General features: G+C 43.2%; 17 protein-coding genes and 1 other annotated feature. Of the genes, 12 read left to right on the forward strand and 5 right to left on the reverse strand.

What is annotated here, in order from left to right:
- Nucleotides 1–21: 21 nt before the first annotated feature.
- The 5 genes from ACFQ4X_RS04255 to ACFQ4X_RS04275 all read left to right on the forward strand — a co-directional run bounded on the left by ACFQ4X_RS04255 (nucleotide 22) and on the right by ACFQ4X_RS04275 (nucleotide 3,341).
- Nucleotides 22–261: a hypothetical protein gene (locus ACFQ4X_RS04255; RefSeq protein WP_066288374.1), complete on the forward strand. Its 240-nt coding sequence runs from the start codon at nucleotides 22–24 to the stop codon at nucleotides 259–261.
- 169 nt (nucleotides 262–430) lie between these two features.
- A complete protein-coding gene (locus ACFQ4X_RS04260; RefSeq protein ID WP_379833315.1) occupies nucleotides 431–1,033 on the forward strand; it encodes a helix-turn-helix domain-containing protein in 603 nt (200 codons plus the stop codon).
- The gene (locus tag ACFQ4X_RS04265) at nucleotides 1,030–1,239 is read left to right on the forward strand and encodes a hypothetical protein (protein WP_379833316.1); all 210 of its coding nucleotides are present in this window, start codon (nucleotides 1,030–1,032) and stop codon (nucleotides 1,237–1,239) included. Before ACFQ4X_RS04260 ends, ACFQ4X_RS04265 begins: the two co-directional genes overlap by 4 nt.
- A gap of 16 nt (nucleotides 1,240–1,255) precedes the next feature.
- Nucleotides 1,256–1,837: an ATP-dependent Clp endopeptidase proteolytic subunit ClpP gene (clpP, locus tag ACFQ4X_RS04270; protein WP_066288379.1), complete on the forward strand. Its 582-nt coding sequence runs from the start codon at nucleotides 1,256–1,258 to the stop codon at nucleotides 1,835–1,837.
- A gap of 268 nt (nucleotides 1,838–2,105) precedes the next feature.
- Entirely contained in the window at nucleotides 2,106–3,341 is a 1,236-nt protein-coding gene (locus tag ACFQ4X_RS04275; protein WP_379833317.1) for an MFS transporter, read from the forward strand.
- Between the two features lie 74 nt (nucleotides 3,342–3,415).
- Here ACFQ4X_RS04275 and ACFQ4X_RS04280 read toward each other — a convergent pair whose 3' ends face one another.
- Both ACFQ4X_RS04280 and ACFQ4X_RS04285 read right to left on the reverse strand, forming a co-directional pair.
- A complete protein-coding gene (locus tag ACFQ4X_RS04280) occupies nucleotides 3,416–4,270 on the reverse strand; it encodes a DUF1206 domain-containing protein (protein WP_379837034.1) in 855 nt (284 codons plus the stop codon).
- A gap of 20 nt (nucleotides 4,271–4,290) precedes the next feature.
- Nucleotides 4,291–5,379 (reverse strand): AI-2E family transporter, encoded by a 1,089-nt coding sequence (locus tag ACFQ4X_RS04285; RefSeq protein WP_379833318.1) that lies wholly within the window; start codon nucleotides 5,377–5,379, stop codon nucleotides 4,291–4,293.
- Between the two features lie 153 nt (nucleotides 5,380–5,532).
- Here ACFQ4X_RS04285 and ACFQ4X_RS04290 point away from each other — a divergent pair, with 153 nt between their 5' ends.
- The 5 genes from ACFQ4X_RS04290 (at nucleotide 5,533) to ACFQ4X_RS04310 (ending at nucleotide 10,799) form a co-directional block, all read left to right on the forward strand.
- Entirely contained in the window at nucleotides 5,533–6,549 is a 1,017-nt protein-coding gene (locus tag ACFQ4X_RS04290; protein WP_379833319.1) for a LacI family DNA-binding transcriptional regulator, read from the forward strand.
- Between the two features lie 90 nt (nucleotides 6,550–6,639).
- On the forward strand, nucleotides 6,640–7,362 hold the full coding sequence (locus tag ACFQ4X_RS04295; protein WP_379833320.1) for a ThuA domain-containing protein: 723 nt from the start codon (nucleotides 6,640–6,642) through the stop codon (nucleotides 7,360–7,362).
- Between the two features lie 376 nt (nucleotides 7,363–7,738).
- The gene (locus ACFQ4X_RS04300) at nucleotides 7,739–8,776 is read left to right on the forward strand and encodes a Gfo/Idh/MocA family protein (protein WP_379837036.1); all 1,038 of its coding nucleotides are present in this window, start codon (nucleotides 7,739–7,741) and stop codon (nucleotides 8,774–8,776) included.
- On the forward strand, nucleotides 8,773–9,834 hold the full coding sequence (locus tag ACFQ4X_RS04305) for a Gfo/Idh/MocA family protein (RefSeq protein ID WP_379833321.1): 1,062 nt from the start codon (nucleotides 8,773–8,775) through the stop codon (nucleotides 9,832–9,834). Before ACFQ4X_RS04300 ends, ACFQ4X_RS04305 begins: the two co-directional genes overlap by 4 nt.
- Nucleotides 9,831–10,799: a sugar phosphate isomerase/epimerase family protein gene (locus tag ACFQ4X_RS04310; protein ID WP_379833322.1), complete on the forward strand. Its 969-nt coding sequence runs from the start codon at nucleotides 9,831–9,833 to the stop codon at nucleotides 10,797–10,799. The genes ACFQ4X_RS04305 and ACFQ4X_RS04310 overlap by 4 nt, the downstream gene beginning before the upstream one ends.
- Nucleotides 10,800–10,947: 148 nt before the next feature.
- On the opposite strand, the gene ACFQ4X_RS04315 is transcribed toward ACFQ4X_RS04310, so the two are convergent.
- Nucleotides 10,948–12,351 carry a LysM peptidoglycan-binding domain-containing protein gene (locus tag ACFQ4X_RS04315; protein WP_379833323.1) on the reverse strand — a complete coding sequence of 468 codons (1,404 nt, stop codon included), beginning with the start codon at nucleotides 12,349–12,351 and terminating at the stop codon, nucleotides 10,948–10,950.
- A 192-nt stretch (nucleotides 12,352–12,543) separates the two neighbouring features.
- Nucleotides 12,544–12,757, forward strand: a binding site (T-box leader).
- A gap of 45 nt (nucleotides 12,758–12,802) precedes the next feature.
- Here ACFQ4X_RS04315 and proS point away from each other — a divergent pair.
- Both proS and ACFQ4X_RS04325 read left to right on the forward strand, forming a co-directional pair.
- Nucleotides 12,803–14,233: a proline--tRNA ligase gene (gene proS, locus ACFQ4X_RS04320; protein ID WP_379833324.1), complete on the forward strand. Its 1,431-nt coding sequence runs from the start codon at nucleotides 12,803–12,805 to the stop codon at nucleotides 14,231–14,233.
- Nucleotides 14,234–14,362: 129 nt separating this feature from the next.
- Nucleotides 14,363–15,616, forward strand: coding sequence for a dicarboxylate/amino acid:cation symporter (locus ACFQ4X_RS04325; protein WP_379833325.1), 1,254 nt, complete (start codon nucleotides 14,363–14,365; stop codon nucleotides 15,614–15,616).
- Nucleotides 15,617–15,911: 295 nt separating this feature from the next.
- Here ACFQ4X_RS04325 and ACFQ4X_RS04330 read toward each other — a convergent pair whose 3' ends face one another.
- Together ACFQ4X_RS04330 and ACFQ4X_RS04335 are read right to left on the reverse strand one after the other, a co-directional pair.
- Entirely contained in the window at nucleotides 15,912–16,562 is a 651-nt protein-coding gene (locus ACFQ4X_RS04330; protein WP_379833326.1) for a YdcF family protein, read from the reverse strand.
- A gap of 12 nt (nucleotides 16,563–16,574) precedes the next feature.
- On the reverse strand, nucleotides 16,575–17,843 hold the full coding sequence (locus ACFQ4X_RS04335; RefSeq protein ID WP_379833327.1) for an MDR family MFS transporter: 1,269 nt from the start codon (nucleotides 17,841–17,843) through the stop codon (nucleotides 16,575–16,577).
- Nucleotides 17,844–17,932: the final 89 nt, after the last annotated feature.

A 17,932-nucleotide genomic window follows, 5' to 3' on the forward strand; every position in this document is an offset into this window, starting at 1 on the left:
GAAAAGGGGGTCTTTTATCAGATGAAAAAACGACCGAAACAGTGGGTTTATGCCGAAATGCTGCTTATGTTCTTGGGGCTGCTGCTCGCCATCTATAACGGAAAGTATTGGGAGAGCCCATCTGTATTATTCTCGATCTTAATGGCTATCTTTATATTCCGTGCAGTAGAACGAAGAATATTTAAACAAAAAACAGAATTTTGGTTTAACGTCGGGATGGCCGGGATTTTCCTTATCCTTGGCGTCATACCTCTTTTATAAAATGATCAGAATGCAGACTGTTATTGATAGGCAGTCTGTTTTTTATGTTTATAGGCAGGCGTATATTTTGAGTAAATCTTTGACATAATGAAGCCTATCGTAATAAACTATTTTTACGTAAAGTATTATTTTTACTTAAGGTCAAATTCCAAAAAGTGAGGTGCTGTGAGTGAAGAGGAATCAAACCGTACCAGAAACGTTTATCGTCACAGAGCCAGAACAGGCTGCAGCACTTCTGCATCCTGTCAGGTCAGAGATCATAAGCTTATTGAAGGAGCCGAGATCTGCGACAGAACTATCAAAAGTGATGAATGATTCCGCTCAAAAGGTGAATTATCATCTAAAGACACTGGAAAAAGTCGGTCTTGTTATGCGGGCAGGCACAAGGAATGTTAGAAACCTTGTAGAAGTTCTTTATAGAAGTGCAGGAAAGACTTTTCTGTTATCTGATTCACTCGGTCTGTCACAAGAAATCATCCGAAAACTGAAGGATCAGACTGCACTAGCTCATGTATTATCTTTAACGGAGAAAATAAAACGAGACGCCGTATCCCTTATGGAAGAGGCTGAGAATGAGGAAATTCCGAGTGCAGTCATGGAGATGGAGCTCTTACTTTTAGGCGTAGAAGAACGGCAAGCTTTTTTACAAGATTACTCAAACATGCTTTCAGAACTGATTAAAAAACACCATGATCCAAAACAAGGAAAATCCAAAACATTTCATGTTTCAATGGCGATGTACCCAAAACCCGAAGGAGGCGGCACAACGTGAAAGAGGAACAGAAGAGTACGGTTACACCAATAAAAAAAGATCATGTTACGGAAGAAACAAACGTGATCCCGATGAAAAAAGAAGTGCAGGTTGAGGGTGCTGACCGTCAGCAGCAGCCGGCGAAGATTATTTTTATTACATCAGGATTCGGGAAAATAAATGTTCCAAATACAACAAGCACAAGCCCGATGGCAATCGCGGCATAATTAGGAGGAAAAACAGATGAACTTAATTCCAATGGTTGTTGAATCCACGAACCGCGGTGAGCGTTCGTATGATATTTATTCAAGACTGCTAAAAGACCGTATTATTATGCTTGGAAGTGCTATTGATGATAATGTGGCGAATTCAATCGTCGCACAGCTTCTTTTCCTCGCAGCTGAAGATCCTGATAAAGATATCTCAATCTACATCAATTCACCTGGGGGCTCAGTAACCGCAGGCCTTGCGATCTATGACACGATCCAATTTATCAAACCAGATGTATCCACGATCTGTATCGGCATGGCAGCATCGATGGGTGCCGTTCTATTAGTGGCAGGCGCAAAAGGCAAGCGTTATGCGCTTCCGAACGCTGAAGTCATGATCCACCAGCCGCTCGGAGGAACACAAGGGCAGGCATCTGACATGGCCATTCACGCAAAACGAATCCTGCAGACACGCGAGCTCTTGAATAAAATCATCTCAGACCGCTCTGGACAGCCGATTGAAAAAGTAGAAAAAGACACAGACCGCGACTACTTTATGTCTGCAGAGGAAGCAGTAAAATATGGAATCATCGACAAAGTGATCGAGAAGATCTAAGCATATTTTAAGCATGTAGTAAGCAAATATTATATAAGAGAAGCCAGTCCGATTCGGGCTGGCTTTTCTTTTCGGGAAATGGGAAATGGGGTCTGACCCCTAACAATTTATTTCCCGCATCCAATATTCATTTTCTCTCTAGGCGGTTTGCTCGATTTCACGTGTCGAAAATCGCTATTTTAGTAATGGACTTGTTTGTTGTGGTAATCTATTGAAAAGATACATAGTCTGGAAGTTTTTGAGTAGATAAAGAAAGAAGGAATGCAGCATGGCCACATCAACAGAGAAGACGCCAAGCTTAGCGTCTTCGCAGCAGAAGACCATTTATTCAATTTTATTTGCTATTAGTTTTGTTCACTTGCTAAATGACTCGATGCAGGCTGTAATCCCTGCGATTTTTCCTATCTTAGAGAAATCGATGGGGCTTTCTTTTACACAGCTCGGGTGGATTGCTTTCACACTCAACATTACTTCATCTGTAATGCAGCCAATCGTAGGCTGGTATACGGATCGAACGACCTCACCGTATTTACTGCCTTTTGGAATGATGGCTAGTTTAATAGGTATGCTAGGGATTGCTTTTGCTGATTCGTTTTATATGATAATCATTTCTGTTATTGGGATTGGGCTTGGATCTGCGGTATTTCATCCAGAAGGTTCACGAGTTGCTTATATGGCAGCAGGAAATCAGCGCGGGCTTGCCCAGTCGATCTACCAGGTTGGAGGGAACTCTGGGACTTCACTGGCACCTGTGATGACTGCTCTCGTTTTTGTTCCGCTTGGTCAGTTTGGGGCAGTATGGTTTACTTCGTTTGCGGCGATCGCTATTTTTGTCCTGTTTTATGTATCAGGATGGTACGCTAGACAGCTTGCTCATTTTCCTCGCGTAAAAAAACAGTCCGGTGAGAAAAAAGCGATTGATAAAAAGCGTAAAAATCAAGTCATTATGGCGATGGCACTTCTTGTTTTTCTTGTGTTTGGACGGTCTTGGTATTTCTCAGGAATCAGCAACTATTATCAGTTCTATCTAATTCAAGATTACGATTTGACCATCCGCCAGGCACAAATTTATTTATTTGTATTCATGGCGTCCGGGGTGCTTGGTACATTCTTCGGCGGACCTATTGCAGACCGTTTAGGAAAGAGGAACATGATTTTTTGGTCGATGGTCGGAACAGCACCATTAGCGCTTCTTTTGCCGCATATGGGATTATGGGCAGTAGCGCCATTGTTTTTCATGATCGGTTTTATTTTAAACACAAGCTTCTCGGTTACAGTGGTTTATGCGCAAGAATTAGTTCCTGGAAGGATTGGAATGGTTTCAGGATTAATTGTAGGTCTTGCATTTGGAATGGGGGCACTTGGTTCAGTTGTGCTCGGAAAGGTAGCGGATGTTACAAGTATCTCTTACACAATGATGCTTATCAGCTTTTTGCCATTGTTAGGTCTGTTGACCGTGATGCTGCCAACTGACCGTACACTAGAGAAGTGGTCTCGAGAGTGATGGAGTGAGGGTCTGTCCCGGGTCAGACCCCATACAAAATCCAATCAAACAAAAATCCTTGCCGCGGTTATTCTTTATTGGTTATTCAATCTTCGATATCTGGCGCTTGCAAACATAAACACGCCATAAGCGATAAAGCCTAGGGCTACGATTGCGAGCAGAACCGGTCCAAATGGCTGGTTAGAAAGCTCTAGAAGAGCACCGTCCAGTCCTTTTGTTTCTTCAGGATTTGCGAGAATAGCGGTGCGTATAAGGAAAAAGGCGATAATCATAAATACAATTCCGCGTGCTATCATTCCAAAGGTACCGATATAGCCGCTCCATTTCCATTCCTTCTTGTTCATTTCGTTTTTCTTAAGGTTCTTTTTGAATTTTCGTGACATGGCTCTGAACAGAAAAACAACTCCGATTATGCCAAAAACAAGTCCGCCGATTGCAACCAATAACTGTCCGAAAGGCTGCGCCAGCATCTGTGCAGATAAAGTCTGATACGTTTTATCAGACGATTCTCCTCTTGCACGGAATAGAATACGCAAAGCACTAATGCACATTGCCGTATAAACACCAGCAATAATTAAATATCCCAGTCTGCTGAACCATCTCTTCCAGCTATGGTTCACGCATTCGGGATCAAAAACCGCTTTCATTATCTGCCAGAACGCATATGCGCTCAAACCAACGGCAAGTACAATCAATAAAACAGGCCCAAACGGCTGCTGAGCAATCGTGTAAAGTGCACCTTGCGAGCTTGCTTCATTCAAATGTGTACCTGTGGAAGTAATCAATGCAAGAATTCCGATTACAACATACACGATACCCTTTGAAAGGTATCCTATTCTTGCAAAGCGATGTATCCACGGCTGGAAAGACTCAAAATGATTCTTAATCTTATCCTTATACGTTTCTTTTTTTACGAATGGCTGTTTCACAGTCAAAATCGGCTCTCCTTTCAGAGCAAATCACTTCTCGTCTCTGGTGGGTTATATAACAAATAAATCCGGTACAGATTACTTATAATAGTTTTTGTAACTGCATATGCCGGAATAGCCAGCAGCAAACCGATAAAGCCAAAAGCGGCACCAGACATCAGTACGACCAGGATGATTGTAAGCGGATGTATGCGAAGTTTTCTTCCCATGATCTGCGGAGATAGAATGTTACCTTCCACCTGCTGAACAATCAGTGTTACAAAAGCTACTTTTATCGCCATCACCGGATCTTGGATGAGCCCGACTAAAAGAGCAGGGAACACCCCGATGAATGGTCCAAGAAAAGGAATAACATTCGTCAAAACAGCAAAAAGAGCAAGAACGAGTGCGAACTTAAGGCCGATAATCATATAGCCGGCATACATAAATACTCCGACAAACAATGCAACCAATATTTGTCCTTTTATATAAGAAGACAGCGTAGAATCGATATCCCGCAGAATGGCAGCGACGTCATGTTCCATGTGACGAGGTACAAGTCTAAGGAAGTAATTAAAAAACTTTTTGTCATCAAGCAGTAAATAAAATAGTATAAACGGTACCACCAATAGAACGAGAGCAATATTCGTTAAAGTAGTAACGAGAGCTATTACATCTTTGGAGATGGAGCTTGTGAACTTTTCGAGGCGCTCGGTTGCCAGTTTTGCAACCTGTGTGCTGTCAATAAATGATTTGTTTTCACCTGTGACCATTTTTCCTGTTTTTTCAGTGGCTTCACCTATTTTTTTAGGAAAGTCATCTGTAAGGTTTGTTAACTGATCCGCGACTACAGGAATAGCAACACCTGAAATTCCGGTGAATGCTAAAATTAATCCCAGCATGACAAGGAATATAGCAAGGAATTTGGGCACCTTCTTTTTGATTAGAAAACGGATGAGTGGCCGGAGCAAGTAATATAACAATCCAGCGATAAACACTGGAAAGAAGACGCTCGAAATAACAAGATATAGGAAGTCAATGAGATAGTCGATTTTCCCTAGCAAGAATAAAATAGTGAGTACGAGTACGGCACCTGCCCCGTACTTAAAGAATGAGTGCTGATACCACATAAGCAGTGACCTCCATTTCATATTAGTATTCTTTTCCCTTTTTCAAAAACTGTAATCTTTTTTAAGGAAAATATAATTGACTTTTTTAAAGAGCGCTGATAGATTGAAAGGGTAAATGTAAACGTTTACGTAACAAGAAAGCAGGTAGATTTTTTGAATCCGACAATTAAAGATGTAGCCAAGTATGCAAACGTTTCAATTGCAACGGTTTCCCGGATCGTTAATGGGCTGCCAGGCTATTCGGAGGACACGAAGAAAAAGGTGCAAGAAGCTATTGAAGTTTTAGGCTATCAGCCGAACGCCATCGCCCGCGGACTGATCAATAAGCGGACCCAAACGATCGGTGTCCTGTTTCCCGAAGTGTCCGGGATGCTTTCATCAGAAGTACTTGAAGGTGTCGAGAATGCCGCTCACGACGGCGGATTCAGCGTCATCGTCTGCAATACGACATCCAGCGGAAAGCGGACAGTCAAGTATTTGCGATTGTTGCAGGAAAAAAGGGTAGACGGCATCATCTTTGCTTCTGAAGATGTGAAAGAAGAGTACTATACGATTTTTCAAGAGATGAAAGTTCCAGTCGTACTTGTCTCAACTGCATCATCAAACTATGATCTGCCTTTCGTGCGTGTAAACGATTTTGAAGGAGCTTTTCAGGCAACTGAGCACCTTGTGAAAAAAGGACATAAACAGATTGGGATGATAGGTGGCAGCAAGAATGATCCGATTGCGGGAGTTCCCCGAATGAGAGGTTTTAAGGAAGCACTTCAAAAGCATTCCCTAGCCTTTTCAGAAAATCACATCACGACTAATGAAGGCTACCGTTTTCAAAATGGAAAAGAGTCATTGCCTGTGCTGCTGAAACAGCTGCCGAATATGACCGCTCTGTTTGCTGCGAGTGACGAGATGGCCATTGGAGCTATGTCTGCCGCACATCAGCTGGGCATAAAAGTACCAGAAGAACTGTCGATCATCGGATACGATAATCTGAAGATCGCAGAAATGTGTTATCCTGCGCTTACAACAGTCTCACAGCCTTTAAAAGATATGGGACAAACCGCAGGCGAGATTTTAATGAAATTGATTAAAGGTGAAGAAAAAGAAGCAGAAAGCCGTTACATGCCATTTACGATCGTAGAGAGGCAGTCAGTCTGTGATTTACATGACAAGTAAAAAACGGAGGCAACATTCGCTTCATTTTTATTTGAGAAATACGTAAACGTTTACGTAAAACGCTTACACATATATAGGAGGCATATACAAATGATTAAAGTTACAGTATGGAACGAGAACCGACACGAGCAGAAGAATCCGACAGTGCAGGAAATCTACCCGAAAGGAATTCACGGTGCCATCGCTGAGTTTTTAGAAGATGCAGGCCATGATGTGAAGACAGCAACCCTTGATGAGCCAGAGCACGGTCTTACAGAGGAAGTGTTAAACAATACAGATGTTCTTGTATGGTGGGGGCACCTTGCACATGACGAAGTGGATGATGAGATTGTAATCAAAGTCCAGCAGCGTGTTTTAGATGGAATGGGTCTCTTAGTTCTGCATTCCGGCCATTTTTCTAAAATCTTTAAAAAGCTTATGGGCACGTCTTGTGATTTAAAGTGGCGTGAAGCGGACGAAAAAGAACGTATTTGGATTGTGAATCCTAGCCACCCGGTAGCAAATGGTCTTGGTGAATACATCGAACTTGAAAAGGAAGAGATGTATGGTGAGCACTTTGATATCCCGGCTCCTGACGATCTTGTTTTTGTGAGCTGGTTTGAAGGAGGGGAAGTGTTCCGCTCAGGATGTGCTTACAACCGCGGAAAAGGGAAGATATTCTACTTCCGTCCAGGGCACGAGACTTACCCGACTTATTACAACAAAGACGTTCAAACCGTAATTACGAATGCTGTGTCTTTCTTAGCTCCAACTGGAAGCCAGGCTCCTGTATACGGAAACGCAAAACCGCTTGAAGCAATTGGTGGAAAATAATTTTAAAAGAGTGGAAGAGTTGATTTCCGCTCCAGGATGCTCGCTTTCCGCGGGGTGGGCGGTGAGCCTCCTTGACACTACGTGTCATTAGGAGTCTCACCTGTCCCACTGATCCCGCAGGAGTCTCGCACCTTGCGCTCCAATCAACTTGTCAATGAAGTGAAAGAAAAAAATGACATAAGCAACAAACTTTTAGAAAAGATCCAATGTCTGCAAGCAAAACAGTATTGAAACGTGTTTCTGGTCGCGTGCCTTGCAAGAAGTATATTTATGTGGCTGGCATGCAGGAGTCTCGCACATTAAGCTCCAATCAATTTGTTAATGCAGAATCTGAGTAAATTGTTTTAAGAAAGAAACCAATCATGAGGAGGAAGTTATTATGACAGTAAAAGTAGGAATTATCGGATGTGGAAGCATCGCCAATCACCGCCACTTGCCGGAGTATGCGGCAAACCAGGATGTTGAGATCGTTGCTGTATGTGATGTTGTAAAAGAACGTGCTGAAGCTGCACAAGCTATTTACGGCGGGAAAATTTTTACGGACTATAACGAGCTGCTTGCACTTGATGAAGTAGAAGCAGTAAGTGTTTGTACACCGAACTACCTGCATGCACCGGTTTCAGTTGCTGCTTTAAAAGCAGGAAAGCACGTTTTATGTGAAAAGCCTATGGCTACTTCTTTACAAGAAGCTGAAGAGATGATTGAAGCAGCTGAAAAAAGCGGGAAGACTCTCATGATTGGACATAATCAGCGTTTCGTTCCAGCACATCAAAAAGCGCGTGAGATTATTGCGAACGGTGAACTTGGGAAAGTATACAGCTTCCGTACGGCGTTCGGCCATCCAGGACCTGAGGCGTGGAGTGTTGACGGGAAGAACAGCTGGTTCTTTAAGAAGGATGAAGCTTTTATCGGTGCGATGGGTGACCTTGGCGTTCATAAAACTGACTTGATTCGTTATATCCTTGGGGAAGAGATCGCAGAAGTCGGAGCGTTTGTAGAAACAAGTGCGAAGGAATTCGCTTCAGTTGATGACACAGCGGTTTGTGTATTAAAAACAGACAGCGGCATTATCGGAACACTCGCTGCAAGCTGGTCATATACGGCAAAAGAAGACAACTCTACAATCATCTATGGGGAAAAGGGAATTCTTCGCCTAGAAGACGACCCGCAATATTCACTTGTAGCACAATATACAAATGGGTCGATTGTTCGTTATGAGATGGGTGCGATTCAGACGAATGAAAATCAATCAAACTCTCATGTTGTTGACCATTTTATTGAAGCGGTTGAATCAGGTGACGCACCGCTCATCACTGGTGAAGAAGGCAAACGTTCACTTGCAGTAATCCTTGCAGCGTTAGAATCAAACGAGAAAAAGACGATCGAAAAAGTTAAAACAGGAGTACACGCATGAAATTAAGAGTCGGCATAATAGGGGCTGGCGGCATCGCACAGGGCCGTCATATCCCCGCATTTCAACAACTTGGAGATCAAGCAGAAATTACTGCCATAAGTGATGTGAACGTGGAAGTTGCGAAATCAGTTGCTGAAAAATTTCACGTACCGAACTACTTCACAACCTATCAAGAGATGTGGCCGCATGTGGACGCTGTTGTCATCTGCACGCCAAACAAGTTTCATAGAGAAATAACAGTGGCTGCTCTAGATGCTGGTAAGCACGTACTCTGTGAAAAACCGATGGCGATGACTGTAGAGGAATGCGCCGAAATGGTTGAGGCTGAAAAGCGTTCTGGTAAAGTACTTTCCATTGCGTATCACTATCGTTATATGAAAGAATCTCAAGCAGCGAAACGTGTAATTGCGGCCGGTGAAGTGGGAAATCCATTCGTTGTTCGTGTTCAGGCTCTCAGAAGACGCAAGGTGCCAGGCTGGGGAGTTTTTACGAACAAAGAGCTTCAGGGCGGAGGAAGTTTAATAGATTACGGCTGTCATCTGCTGGATTTAACTTTGTGGCTGCTTGATAACCCGGCTATAAGTGAAGTTTCAGGTCAAACGTATAACACGGTTAGCCGTGAAGCGGAGCAGGTGAATCAATGGGGTACTTTTGATGCCGATACTTTTGAAGTTGATGATCACGTTACGGCTTATATCCGTTTAGCGAACGGCGGAACGATCCTGTTTGAAACGTCATGGGCTGCAAACATTCCAGATGATGCTGAAATGGTTCGGATCTCAGGTGACCGCGGGGGACTTGATGTATTTCCTTTCTCGGTCAATAAAGCAGAAAACGGTATGATGACGACAACAACGGCTGATTGGATTCTGGGAGAAGATGATCCGGGATTGCCGCAGGCTAAGAATTTTGTAGACAGCTGTCTAGGGAAAGCTGAGCCATTAGTAAAAGCGGAAGAAGCGATGAACACGTCGCGTGTCATTGAAGCAATCTATGCAAGCAGTTTAATGGGGAAAAGCGTCCCTGTTGAGAACGGAAAAGGAGTGGAGAAAGTATGAAACTAGGAGTATTTACAGTTCTTTTTTCGCAAAAGTCATTCACGGAAATGCTTGATTATGTAAAAGAGGCAGGCGTTCAAGCTGTTGAGATCGGAACAGGGAACTATCCTGGCAATGCGCACTGTCCGCTGGATGATTTATTAGCGAGTGAAGACAAGCGCAATGAATATCTGCATGAAGTAGAAAAGCGCGGTTTAACGATTTCGGCATTCAGCTGCCACGGGAATCCGCTGTCTCCAGATGAGGCGTTCGCGAAAGAATCACATGATACTTTTGTAAAAACAGTAGAGCTTGCAGGGTTGATGAATGTACCTGTCGTGAACTGTTTCTCAGGTGTTCCTGGGGATTCAGAGAGCGCGAAGTATCCGAACTGGCCGGTATCACCTTGGCCGAATGAGTACAGCGACGTACTGAAGTGGCAATGGGAAGAGAAGCTCATTCCTTATTGGCGTACTTGGGGTCAGTTCGCAAAAGAGCATGGTGTTAAAATCGGTTTAGAGCTTCACGGCGGTTTCTTAGTTCATACGCCATACACGCTGTTAAAACTGCGTGAAGAAACATGTGATGCGATCGGTGCTAACCTTGATCCTTCTCATTTATGGTGGCAGGGAATCGATCCTGTCGCTGCAATCAAAATCTTAGGAAAAGCTGGAGCGATCCATCATTTCCATGCGAAGGATACGTACTTAGATCAAGACAACATCAACATGCACGGCTTAACAGACATGCAGCCATACGGCGCTGTTCAAAACCGTGCATGGAGCTTCCGTTCAGTAGGTTGCGGTCACTCTGTTCAGGACTGGTCTGATATGATGAGTGCACTTCGTACTTATGGCTACGACTATGTTGTGAGCATCGAACACGAAGATCCGATTATGTCGATCGAGGAAGGCTTCTCTCGCGCGGTGAAGAATCTGCAGTCGATCCTCATCTCTGAGCAGCCAGCCGAGATGTGGTGGGTCTAGTACAAAAGTAGGGGTCTGACCCCAGACAAATACAAATCACCGATTTGTATTTGTGGGGTGCACACCCCTTTGATTAAGAAAGCATGAAATCCGAAGTTGCGGATTTCATGCTTTCTTTTCTTCATTCACAAACCAATAATGAACCCCTCTAAATCTTCCTTACACGCATCGTGTCGCGAATGACTGGCCAATTCTGCGGGAACGGAATACCCAATACCCAGAAGCTTACTCCGCGGAGACCGTAATCAATGGCAGTTCGGTATTTTGCCTGAACGCTCCTGGCATCCTCAAACCAGACTTCATGTTCTTTCCCTTGTGCATCGAAATACTTGAACCAAGGTGATTGATCACCCTCATCAAATTCAATGGATACATTCTCTTGGGCTGCCAGATTTACCGCTGCAACTGGACTTAATGTACGTGCGAAAGTGCCTTGTACGAAAGGCAGCGTCCAATTCCGTCCATATGTGGGAACGCCCATCATTATTTTATCCCGTGGAATTACCGTAACGGCATAATCAAGCACTTTTTTAACTTCATCCAAAGGAGCGATAGCCATCGCCCGCCCGCCTGCCCAGCCCCATTCATAGGTCATGACCACAACAAAATCAACAATCTCTCCATGTGCTTTGTAATCGTGGGCTTCATACAAGAGACCAGGCTGTTCTTCCTTGTACTTTGGAGCAACGGCAGAAGAAACAGAATAACCTAAGGGCTTAAACTTGGCGACAGCCTTTCTTAAGAAATTATTGTAGTCCTCTTTATTCTCTGGATATACGTATTCAAAATCAAAGTTTACACCGCGGAATCCTTTTGTTTGCATCGTGCTAAGAATATTGTTCAGAACGGTTTCCTGTAAGGAATCACTGTCCAATATCGTTTTAATCAAATCTGAATTAAATGCTCCATTTTCAATATTAGCAATCCCCATAAGCGGAGCAGCCCTGTTGATTCTCGCGGCTGCAAGAACTCCTTCATCCTGAAGCGAAGTTAATCCTCCTGTCTCGGTTATAGAATAGCTAAAAGGTGTAATATACGTAAGATAAGAACCGACATTTCGAACCTCGGTTTGAGCGGCAGCCCCCATATTTGTTATATAAGCATTCACTTCTTTTACAGGTCTTTTATAAGGGATGGAAAGCCGAGTTCCTGTATAAATCAGAGCAGGATTTGCAATATTATTCTCCCTTTGTATATCTGCCACTGAAGTGCCGTAGCGATTCGCGATCGCATAAAGGGACTCACCCTGTTTCACGACATGTACGGGTATATCTATTACTTGCCCCGCATAAATAACGGAAGCAAGAGGTATGTTGTTCCAGCCTATTAAACTTTCAACAGTTGTTCCGAAACGGCTTGCAATCTCATAGAGTGTATCTCCCGACTGAATCGTATAAGTAGGAAAATCGTTCGTTATAACAAGAGCCTGACCCACTACTAGAACATTTTGATTCTCAATACCGTTAACTTTAACGATAGAAGCTATTGGAACACCGTAGCGCTGAGAGATCTGCCAAAGAGAATCACCCCTTTGAACCACATGAATGTACATAAACACAACGCCTCCTTTTACTCTGTATCTAATGTATTAAAAAAAGACCCATTTTATGAAGAAGACAGAAGGGGGGACAGACCCGGGTCTGTCCCCCATCTCACTTTAAAGCTTTAAAGAGTAATCTCAGAAATAGATTTAAAACTTTAATTGACAGTTCATGGCAGTATCAACTATAATTTTCAAAAACAACCAGAAACATCGATGAGGATTAGTACATTGATCCTGTCTTTTCCAGAGAGGGAGCCATCTGCTGAAAGGTTCCTGCTGACAGCCAATCGAACCTGCCTCTGAGTTCTGATTCCGATTCTAGTGGAAGATATCAGCGGTTCAAGACCGTTATCATGAAAGAGTGTAAAGCTATGCTTTGAATTAGGGTGGTACCGCCATGCAAATGGTCCCTAATAATAAGCATAGCTTTTTTTATTTACTAAAAAGCGGGGTGCATCTAATGGCAAAGGATTTTGTAAAAGACGTAACAAGTATGAATGATGATTTTGCACAATGGTATACAGATGTAGTAACAAAAGCTGAACTGATTGATTATTCCAGTGTCCGCGGGTCTATGATTCTTAGACCTTACGGCTATGCGATCTGGGAAAACATTCAGAAACAGCTGGATAAACGCATAAAAGAAACAGGACATGAGAATGTCTACATGCCGCTCTTTATCCCTGAGAGTCTGCTGCAAAAAGAAAAAGATCACATTGAAGGTTTTGCACCTGAAGTTGCATGGGTGACACATGGGGGCGAAGAGAAGCTGACAGAACGACTTTGTGTCCGGCCAACCTCTGAAGTTCTTTTTGCTGAGCATTTTAAAAGCATCATCCATTCTTACCGTGATCTGCCTAAGCTGTATAACCAGTGGTCGAACGTAGTAAGATGGGAAAAAACGACGCGTCCTTTCCTTCGCACATTGGAATTTCTTTGGCAGGAAGGGCATACTTGCCATGAAACAGATGAGGATGCCCATGAGGAAACAGTTCGCATGCTTAATGTTTACGCTGAACTTTGTGAAGAGTATCTAGCAGTACCGGTCATTAAGGGACAAAAAACGGAAAAAGAAAAGTTCGCCGGAGCTAAATATACGTACACGATTGAAAGTCTGATGCATGACGGGAAAGCTTTGCAATCCGGAACTTCCCACCATCTGGGAGACGGATTCGCAAAAGCGTTTGGCATCGAGTTCACAAACAGAGAAGGCAAGCTGCAGACTGTGCAGCAAACCTCTTGGGGCTTCACAACACGTATAATTGGAGCAATGATTATGGTCCATGGTGATGACAGGGGACTGGTTGTTCCACCAAAGATCGCGCCAACACAGCTGATGATTGTGCCAATCGCTCAGCATAAGGAAGGCGTACTTGATTTTGCATACGACCTAAAAGAAAAGCTTTCAGCCACAATCCGTACAGGAATTGATGCGAGCGATAAAAAACCAGGCTGGAAGTTCAATGAGTATGAGATGAAGGGAATTCCGCTCCGTCTTGAAGTTGGACCGCGAGACATAGAACAGCAGCAAGTCGTACTTGTCCGCCGTGATACAGGAGAGAAACAAATTGTATCAATAGAAAACGTAGAATCGCAAATCCAAGAAATCTTAACCGACATTCAACATAGCTTATTTGAAAAAGCCAAAAAGCACCGCGAAGAAAAAACGTCTGTTGCAGTTACTTTCGATGAATTCAAAGAAAGTCTTACAAACAATGGTGGTTTCATAAAAGCAATGTGGTGCGGGGATGAAGCATGTGAGAACTTCATAAAGGATGAAACAGGTGCAACATCCAGATGTATGCCATTTGAACAGGAAAAGCTGTCAGACAAATGTGTATGCTGTGAACAAGAAGGAAAGCATCTTGTCTACTGGGCAAAAGCATATTAATCTATAGTACAAAAGAAGGGGGACAGACCCGGGTCTGTCCCCCTATCTTTTTATCTCCCCTCTATGCAAAAAAATATTTCCGTATAAAATAGATAGAGTGACAATGAATCTAGTAAGGGGAGTAGTTTTATGAAAAATACGTGGAAAGCTTATCGTTCTCCGATCATTTTACTCATATCGATTATTATCGGAAGTGTGATCGGTTCTGTGATGGGCAAGGATGCGGCGGTTCTTAAGCCGTTTGGGGACTTATTTTTAAATGTTATGTTCATGATCGTTGTTCCGCTTGTTTTCTTTTCAATCTCAGCGAGCGTCGCGAACATGGCTGGAGCAAAACGATTTGGTAAGATTATAAGCTCAATGCTGATCGTTTTCACTTTAACAGGTACAATTGCAGCTGTTACAAGTATGGCAGGAATCAAACTGTTTCCACCATCTGAAGGTGTAAATATTGATCTTGTAAAACCTGAGGCAGCAAATGAAGATGTTTCGATCGGTGATCAATTAGTCAGCACGGTTACCGTCCCTGATTTTGTTGATCTGTTAAGCCGTGCGAACATGCTTGCACTTATTCTTTTTTCTGTATTATTAGGGCTTGCTACATCAAAAGTGGGAGAGAAGGCTAAGCCTCTTGCGAATTTCCTCACAGCGGGAAGTGAAGTAACCCTGCAGATGGTGAAATACGTCATGTATTATGCACCAATCGGGCTAGGAGCTTACTTTGCGGCACTAGTTGGAGAATTCGGACCAACTTTGCTCGGTTCCTATTTTAAAGCAGTACTATTTTATTATCCATTCTCTATTATTTATTTCTTTGGATTCTTTACGCTTTATGCTTGGATGGCACATGGAAAGCTTGGTATCCGAACGTTTTGGAAAAACATGCTTTCTCCGTCTGTTACAAGTCTTGCTACATGCAGTTCAGCTGCCAGTATTCCGGTTAACTTAGAAGCAACGAAAAAGATGGGAGTTCCTGATGATATTGCAGAAACAACAATCCCTCTTGGTGCAACGCTTCATAAAGACGGTTCTGTCATTGGCGGCGTACTTAAAATCACATTCCTATTCGGTATCTTCGGGATGGATTTCTCAGGAATCGACACATACTTCCTGGTAGGTGCGGTAGCGCTCTTAGTAGGAATGGTAATGGGGGCGATTCCTCAAGGCGGGCTGATTGCTGAGATGCTGATTCTTTCGTTGTTTGGTTTCCCGGTTGAGGCTCTCCCTATCATTGCAGCGATTTCTGCTATTATTGACCCGCCTGCAACATTGCTGAACGCAACGGGCGATAATGTTGCAAGCATGATGACCGCGCGGCTCGTTGAAGGGAAGAACTGGCTTACAAAGAAAGTTTCTCCGTTAAAAGAGCAAAAAGGCGCGTAATCAGGTTTTTCAAAGGCTCATTGCTAAGAGTTTGTTGCTTTTGAGTAATTTTCTAAATTGCATTCATTAATATGTTGATTGGAATGTAAGGTGCGAGACTCCTGCGGGACCAGCGTGACAGGTGAGACCCTTACAGGCTTAATTAGCCTAGGGGGCTCACCGCACGCCCCTCGGAAAGCGAGCATCCTGAAACGGAAATCAACCACTTCCAAGACCAACAATATTTGCGGACAAAGCCTCTCTGGAAAATAAGAACAAAGCCCTTCAACTCAGGTTATGAGTGAAGGGCTTTTCTTTATAGTAATCTTTCTTCCACAGGAATGCCTCTTAAGTGGCCTTCATCACCATACTTGCAAATACGCAGATACTCACCCCAAACACGAGATCTTCCTTCATGTGTCAGGTGCCAGTTATCACGCCTGATTCCTTCACCGTTGTAAACAGCAGGGAATCCATATGAAATAAACCTGGTTTCCTCTGGCAAGTATTTCTGCAATGTCCGAATCTGCCTTCCAGCACCATGTGCTTTACTTACAACAAGCAGAGATTTCACCATTGTAAAATCAAATACATCAAGCGCATGGGCAACATTTTCAGCAGAGTTTCTGGATGTCTCTTCATAAAGAATACATTCCTCTGGTACACCTGCTTCAATCATTTTTCTCGTTATTACGAGTGATTCTGGAATCGTTCTGTCTTTCCATCCTGCATGCTTTGTTCCGGTCGGACTCACTCCGCCCGTAACAACAAACGTGCTGCTTAATCCAGTATGATAAGCTTCAATCGCTTTTTCCCAATGTCCGCGATGCGTTCCGCCAAAGACAAACACAGCTTCACACGGTTCTGGCTTGTGATCATAATAAAAAACTATATCAGTAAGCCAGTCAATCTGCTTCTTCGTTAATTCAGGTACATTTTCCGGTTCTTTCGCAATAAGCGGATTCATTCCAATTCCTCCTTAAGCTGTTGCCTTCACGGCAGTTTTACTAGTATAAAACCGGGTAAATGCCATCTGGAACAGGAACATGCCCATTACACCTGACAATAAATACAAACTTCCCATTGTCCATGACGGTAAAAATGCTCCGATTGTTAGCCCCAGAGAACCAGCGATTTTTGCCGCTTGAAAAACAAGCCCGTTCATCGCCATATACGAACTTCTCTTCGTCTCATCAGCCAAATCTGCCAAGAAGGCCTGGCGGATTGGAACGTAAAGAAGCTCACCAATCGTGTAGAGAAGAACTGCACTCATCAGAATACTCATAGAGTTGGATGCACCAACGACAGCGTAGCCGGCGGTATATAGAGACAACCCAATAAAGAAGACTTTCATATCATTGAACCGTTTCATCTGTTTTGTGAGCCAGATCGTTAATAGAACGACAAGCACCGTGTTTTCCGTAGATAGCCAGCTCAGCATTCTAATACCTGTCATCTCAAACGAAAAGCCGTTCCAGAAGGTTAGAGTGCGCACTTCAAACTCCTGATCTAACCGGACACCGATATAGTTATGCATCTGGAACTCTAACGACATAATACAGATGCTGCCGGCTACATAGAGCATGAATGTTTTATCATGCATGACAGACCGGTAGTTTTCAATTACGTCACGCAAGACATTTCGCTTTTCTGAACTAACCGCAGCACGTTTTGATTCAAACGACTCGGTCATCCAATACGTAACAAGAATCCATGTGAAAACAGAAACAAAGGTAAGCACTAAAAACAGCTCGAACCGGTGAGATTTGAACAGCAATCCGCCGACGATAGCTCCTAAAGCAATTGATAAATTAATAGACCAATAATTTAAACTGTACATGAATTTCCGGTTTTCCGGTGTGCTCACATCGATCAGCATTGCTTCAGCTGCAGGATTCATCAGTCCAGAGCTGACACTTGAAACTAACATCATAGAAAATGTCAGCCAGACTGAATCAAGAAAAGGCGAATTCGCCAGTGCCATTACAGCAAATGCAGCTACCTGTATGCCTTGTGCAGTTACCATCACTTTTTTTCTGCCTATTCGGTCGGCAATATATCCTCCATAAAAACTAACAAATAGTGAAACTAGCACATTGACGATCAAAAGAATACCAGCCATTACTTGGCCGACCTTCATAGAAAAGTAGATCGCCATGAATGGAAATATCATCGTGCCAACAATTCGCGTTAAAAAGGATGTTATGATCCGGATCTTTATATTCCGGTGTAATTCGCTAAACCCCATAAAAGTCACTCTCCTTATTTCCAATTTTATCTAGAAAAAGGAGAAGAAAAAGGGTAAACTTTTTATTATTATTTCCCCTTTTAATAATT

This window comes from Fictibacillus halophilus, assembly GCF_042680145.1.
GTDB classification, from domain to species: Bacteria; Bacillota; Bacilli; order Bacillales; family Fictibacillaceae; genus Fictibacillus; species Fictibacillus halophilus_A.

What these genes read in the sequence shown, in the direction of transcription:
- ACFQ4X_RS04255 (WP_066288374.1), top strand. Translation starts at nt 22, where the DNA reads ATGAAAAAACGACCGAAACAGTGGGTTTATGCCGAAATGCTGCTTATG.
- clpP (WP_066288379.1), top strand. Translation starts at nt 1,256, where the DNA reads ATGAACTTAATTCCAATGGTTGTTGAATCCACGAACCGCGGTGAGCGT.
- ACFQ4X_RS04275 (WP_379833317.1), top strand. Translation starts at nt 2,106, where the DNA reads ATGGCCACATCAACAGAGAAGACGCCAAGCTTAGCGTCTTCGCAGCAG.
- ACFQ4X_RS04285 (WP_379833318.1), bottom strand. Translation starts at nt 5,379, where the DNA reads ATGTGGTATCAGCACTCATTCTTTAAGTACGGGGCAGGTGCCGTACTC.
- ACFQ4X_RS04295 (WP_379833320.1), top strand. Translation starts at nt 6,640, where the DNA reads ATGATTAAAGTTACAGTATGGAACGAGAACCGACACGAGCAGAAGAAT.
- ACFQ4X_RS04305 (WP_379833321.1), top strand. Translation starts at nt 8,773, where the DNA reads ATGAAATTAAGAGTCGGCATAATAGGGGCTGGCGGCATCGCACAGGGC.
- ACFQ4X_RS04310 (WP_379833322.1), top strand. Translation starts at nt 9,831, where the DNA reads ATGAAACTAGGAGTATTTACAGTTCTTTTTTCGCAAAAGTCATTCACG.
- ACFQ4X_RS04315 (WP_379833323.1), bottom strand. Translation starts at nt 12,351, where the DNA reads ATGTACATTCATGTGGTTCAAAGGGGTGATTCTCTTTGGCAGATCTCT.
- proS (WP_379833324.1), top strand. Translation starts at nt 12,803, where the DNA reads ATGGCAAAGGATTTTGTAAAAGACGTAACAAGTATGAATGATGATTTT.
- ACFQ4X_RS04325 (WP_379833325.1), top strand. Translation starts at nt 14,363, where the DNA reads ATGAAAAATACGTGGAAAGCTTATCGTTCTCCGATCATTTTACTCATA.
- ACFQ4X_RS04330 (WP_379833326.1), bottom strand. Translation starts at nt 16,562, where the DNA reads ATGAATCCGCTTATTGCGAAAGAACCGGAAAATGTACCTGAATTAACG.
- ACFQ4X_RS04335 (WP_379833327.1), bottom strand. Translation starts at nt 17,843, where the DNA reads ATGGGGTTTAGCGAATTACACCGGAATATAAAGATCCGGATCATAACA.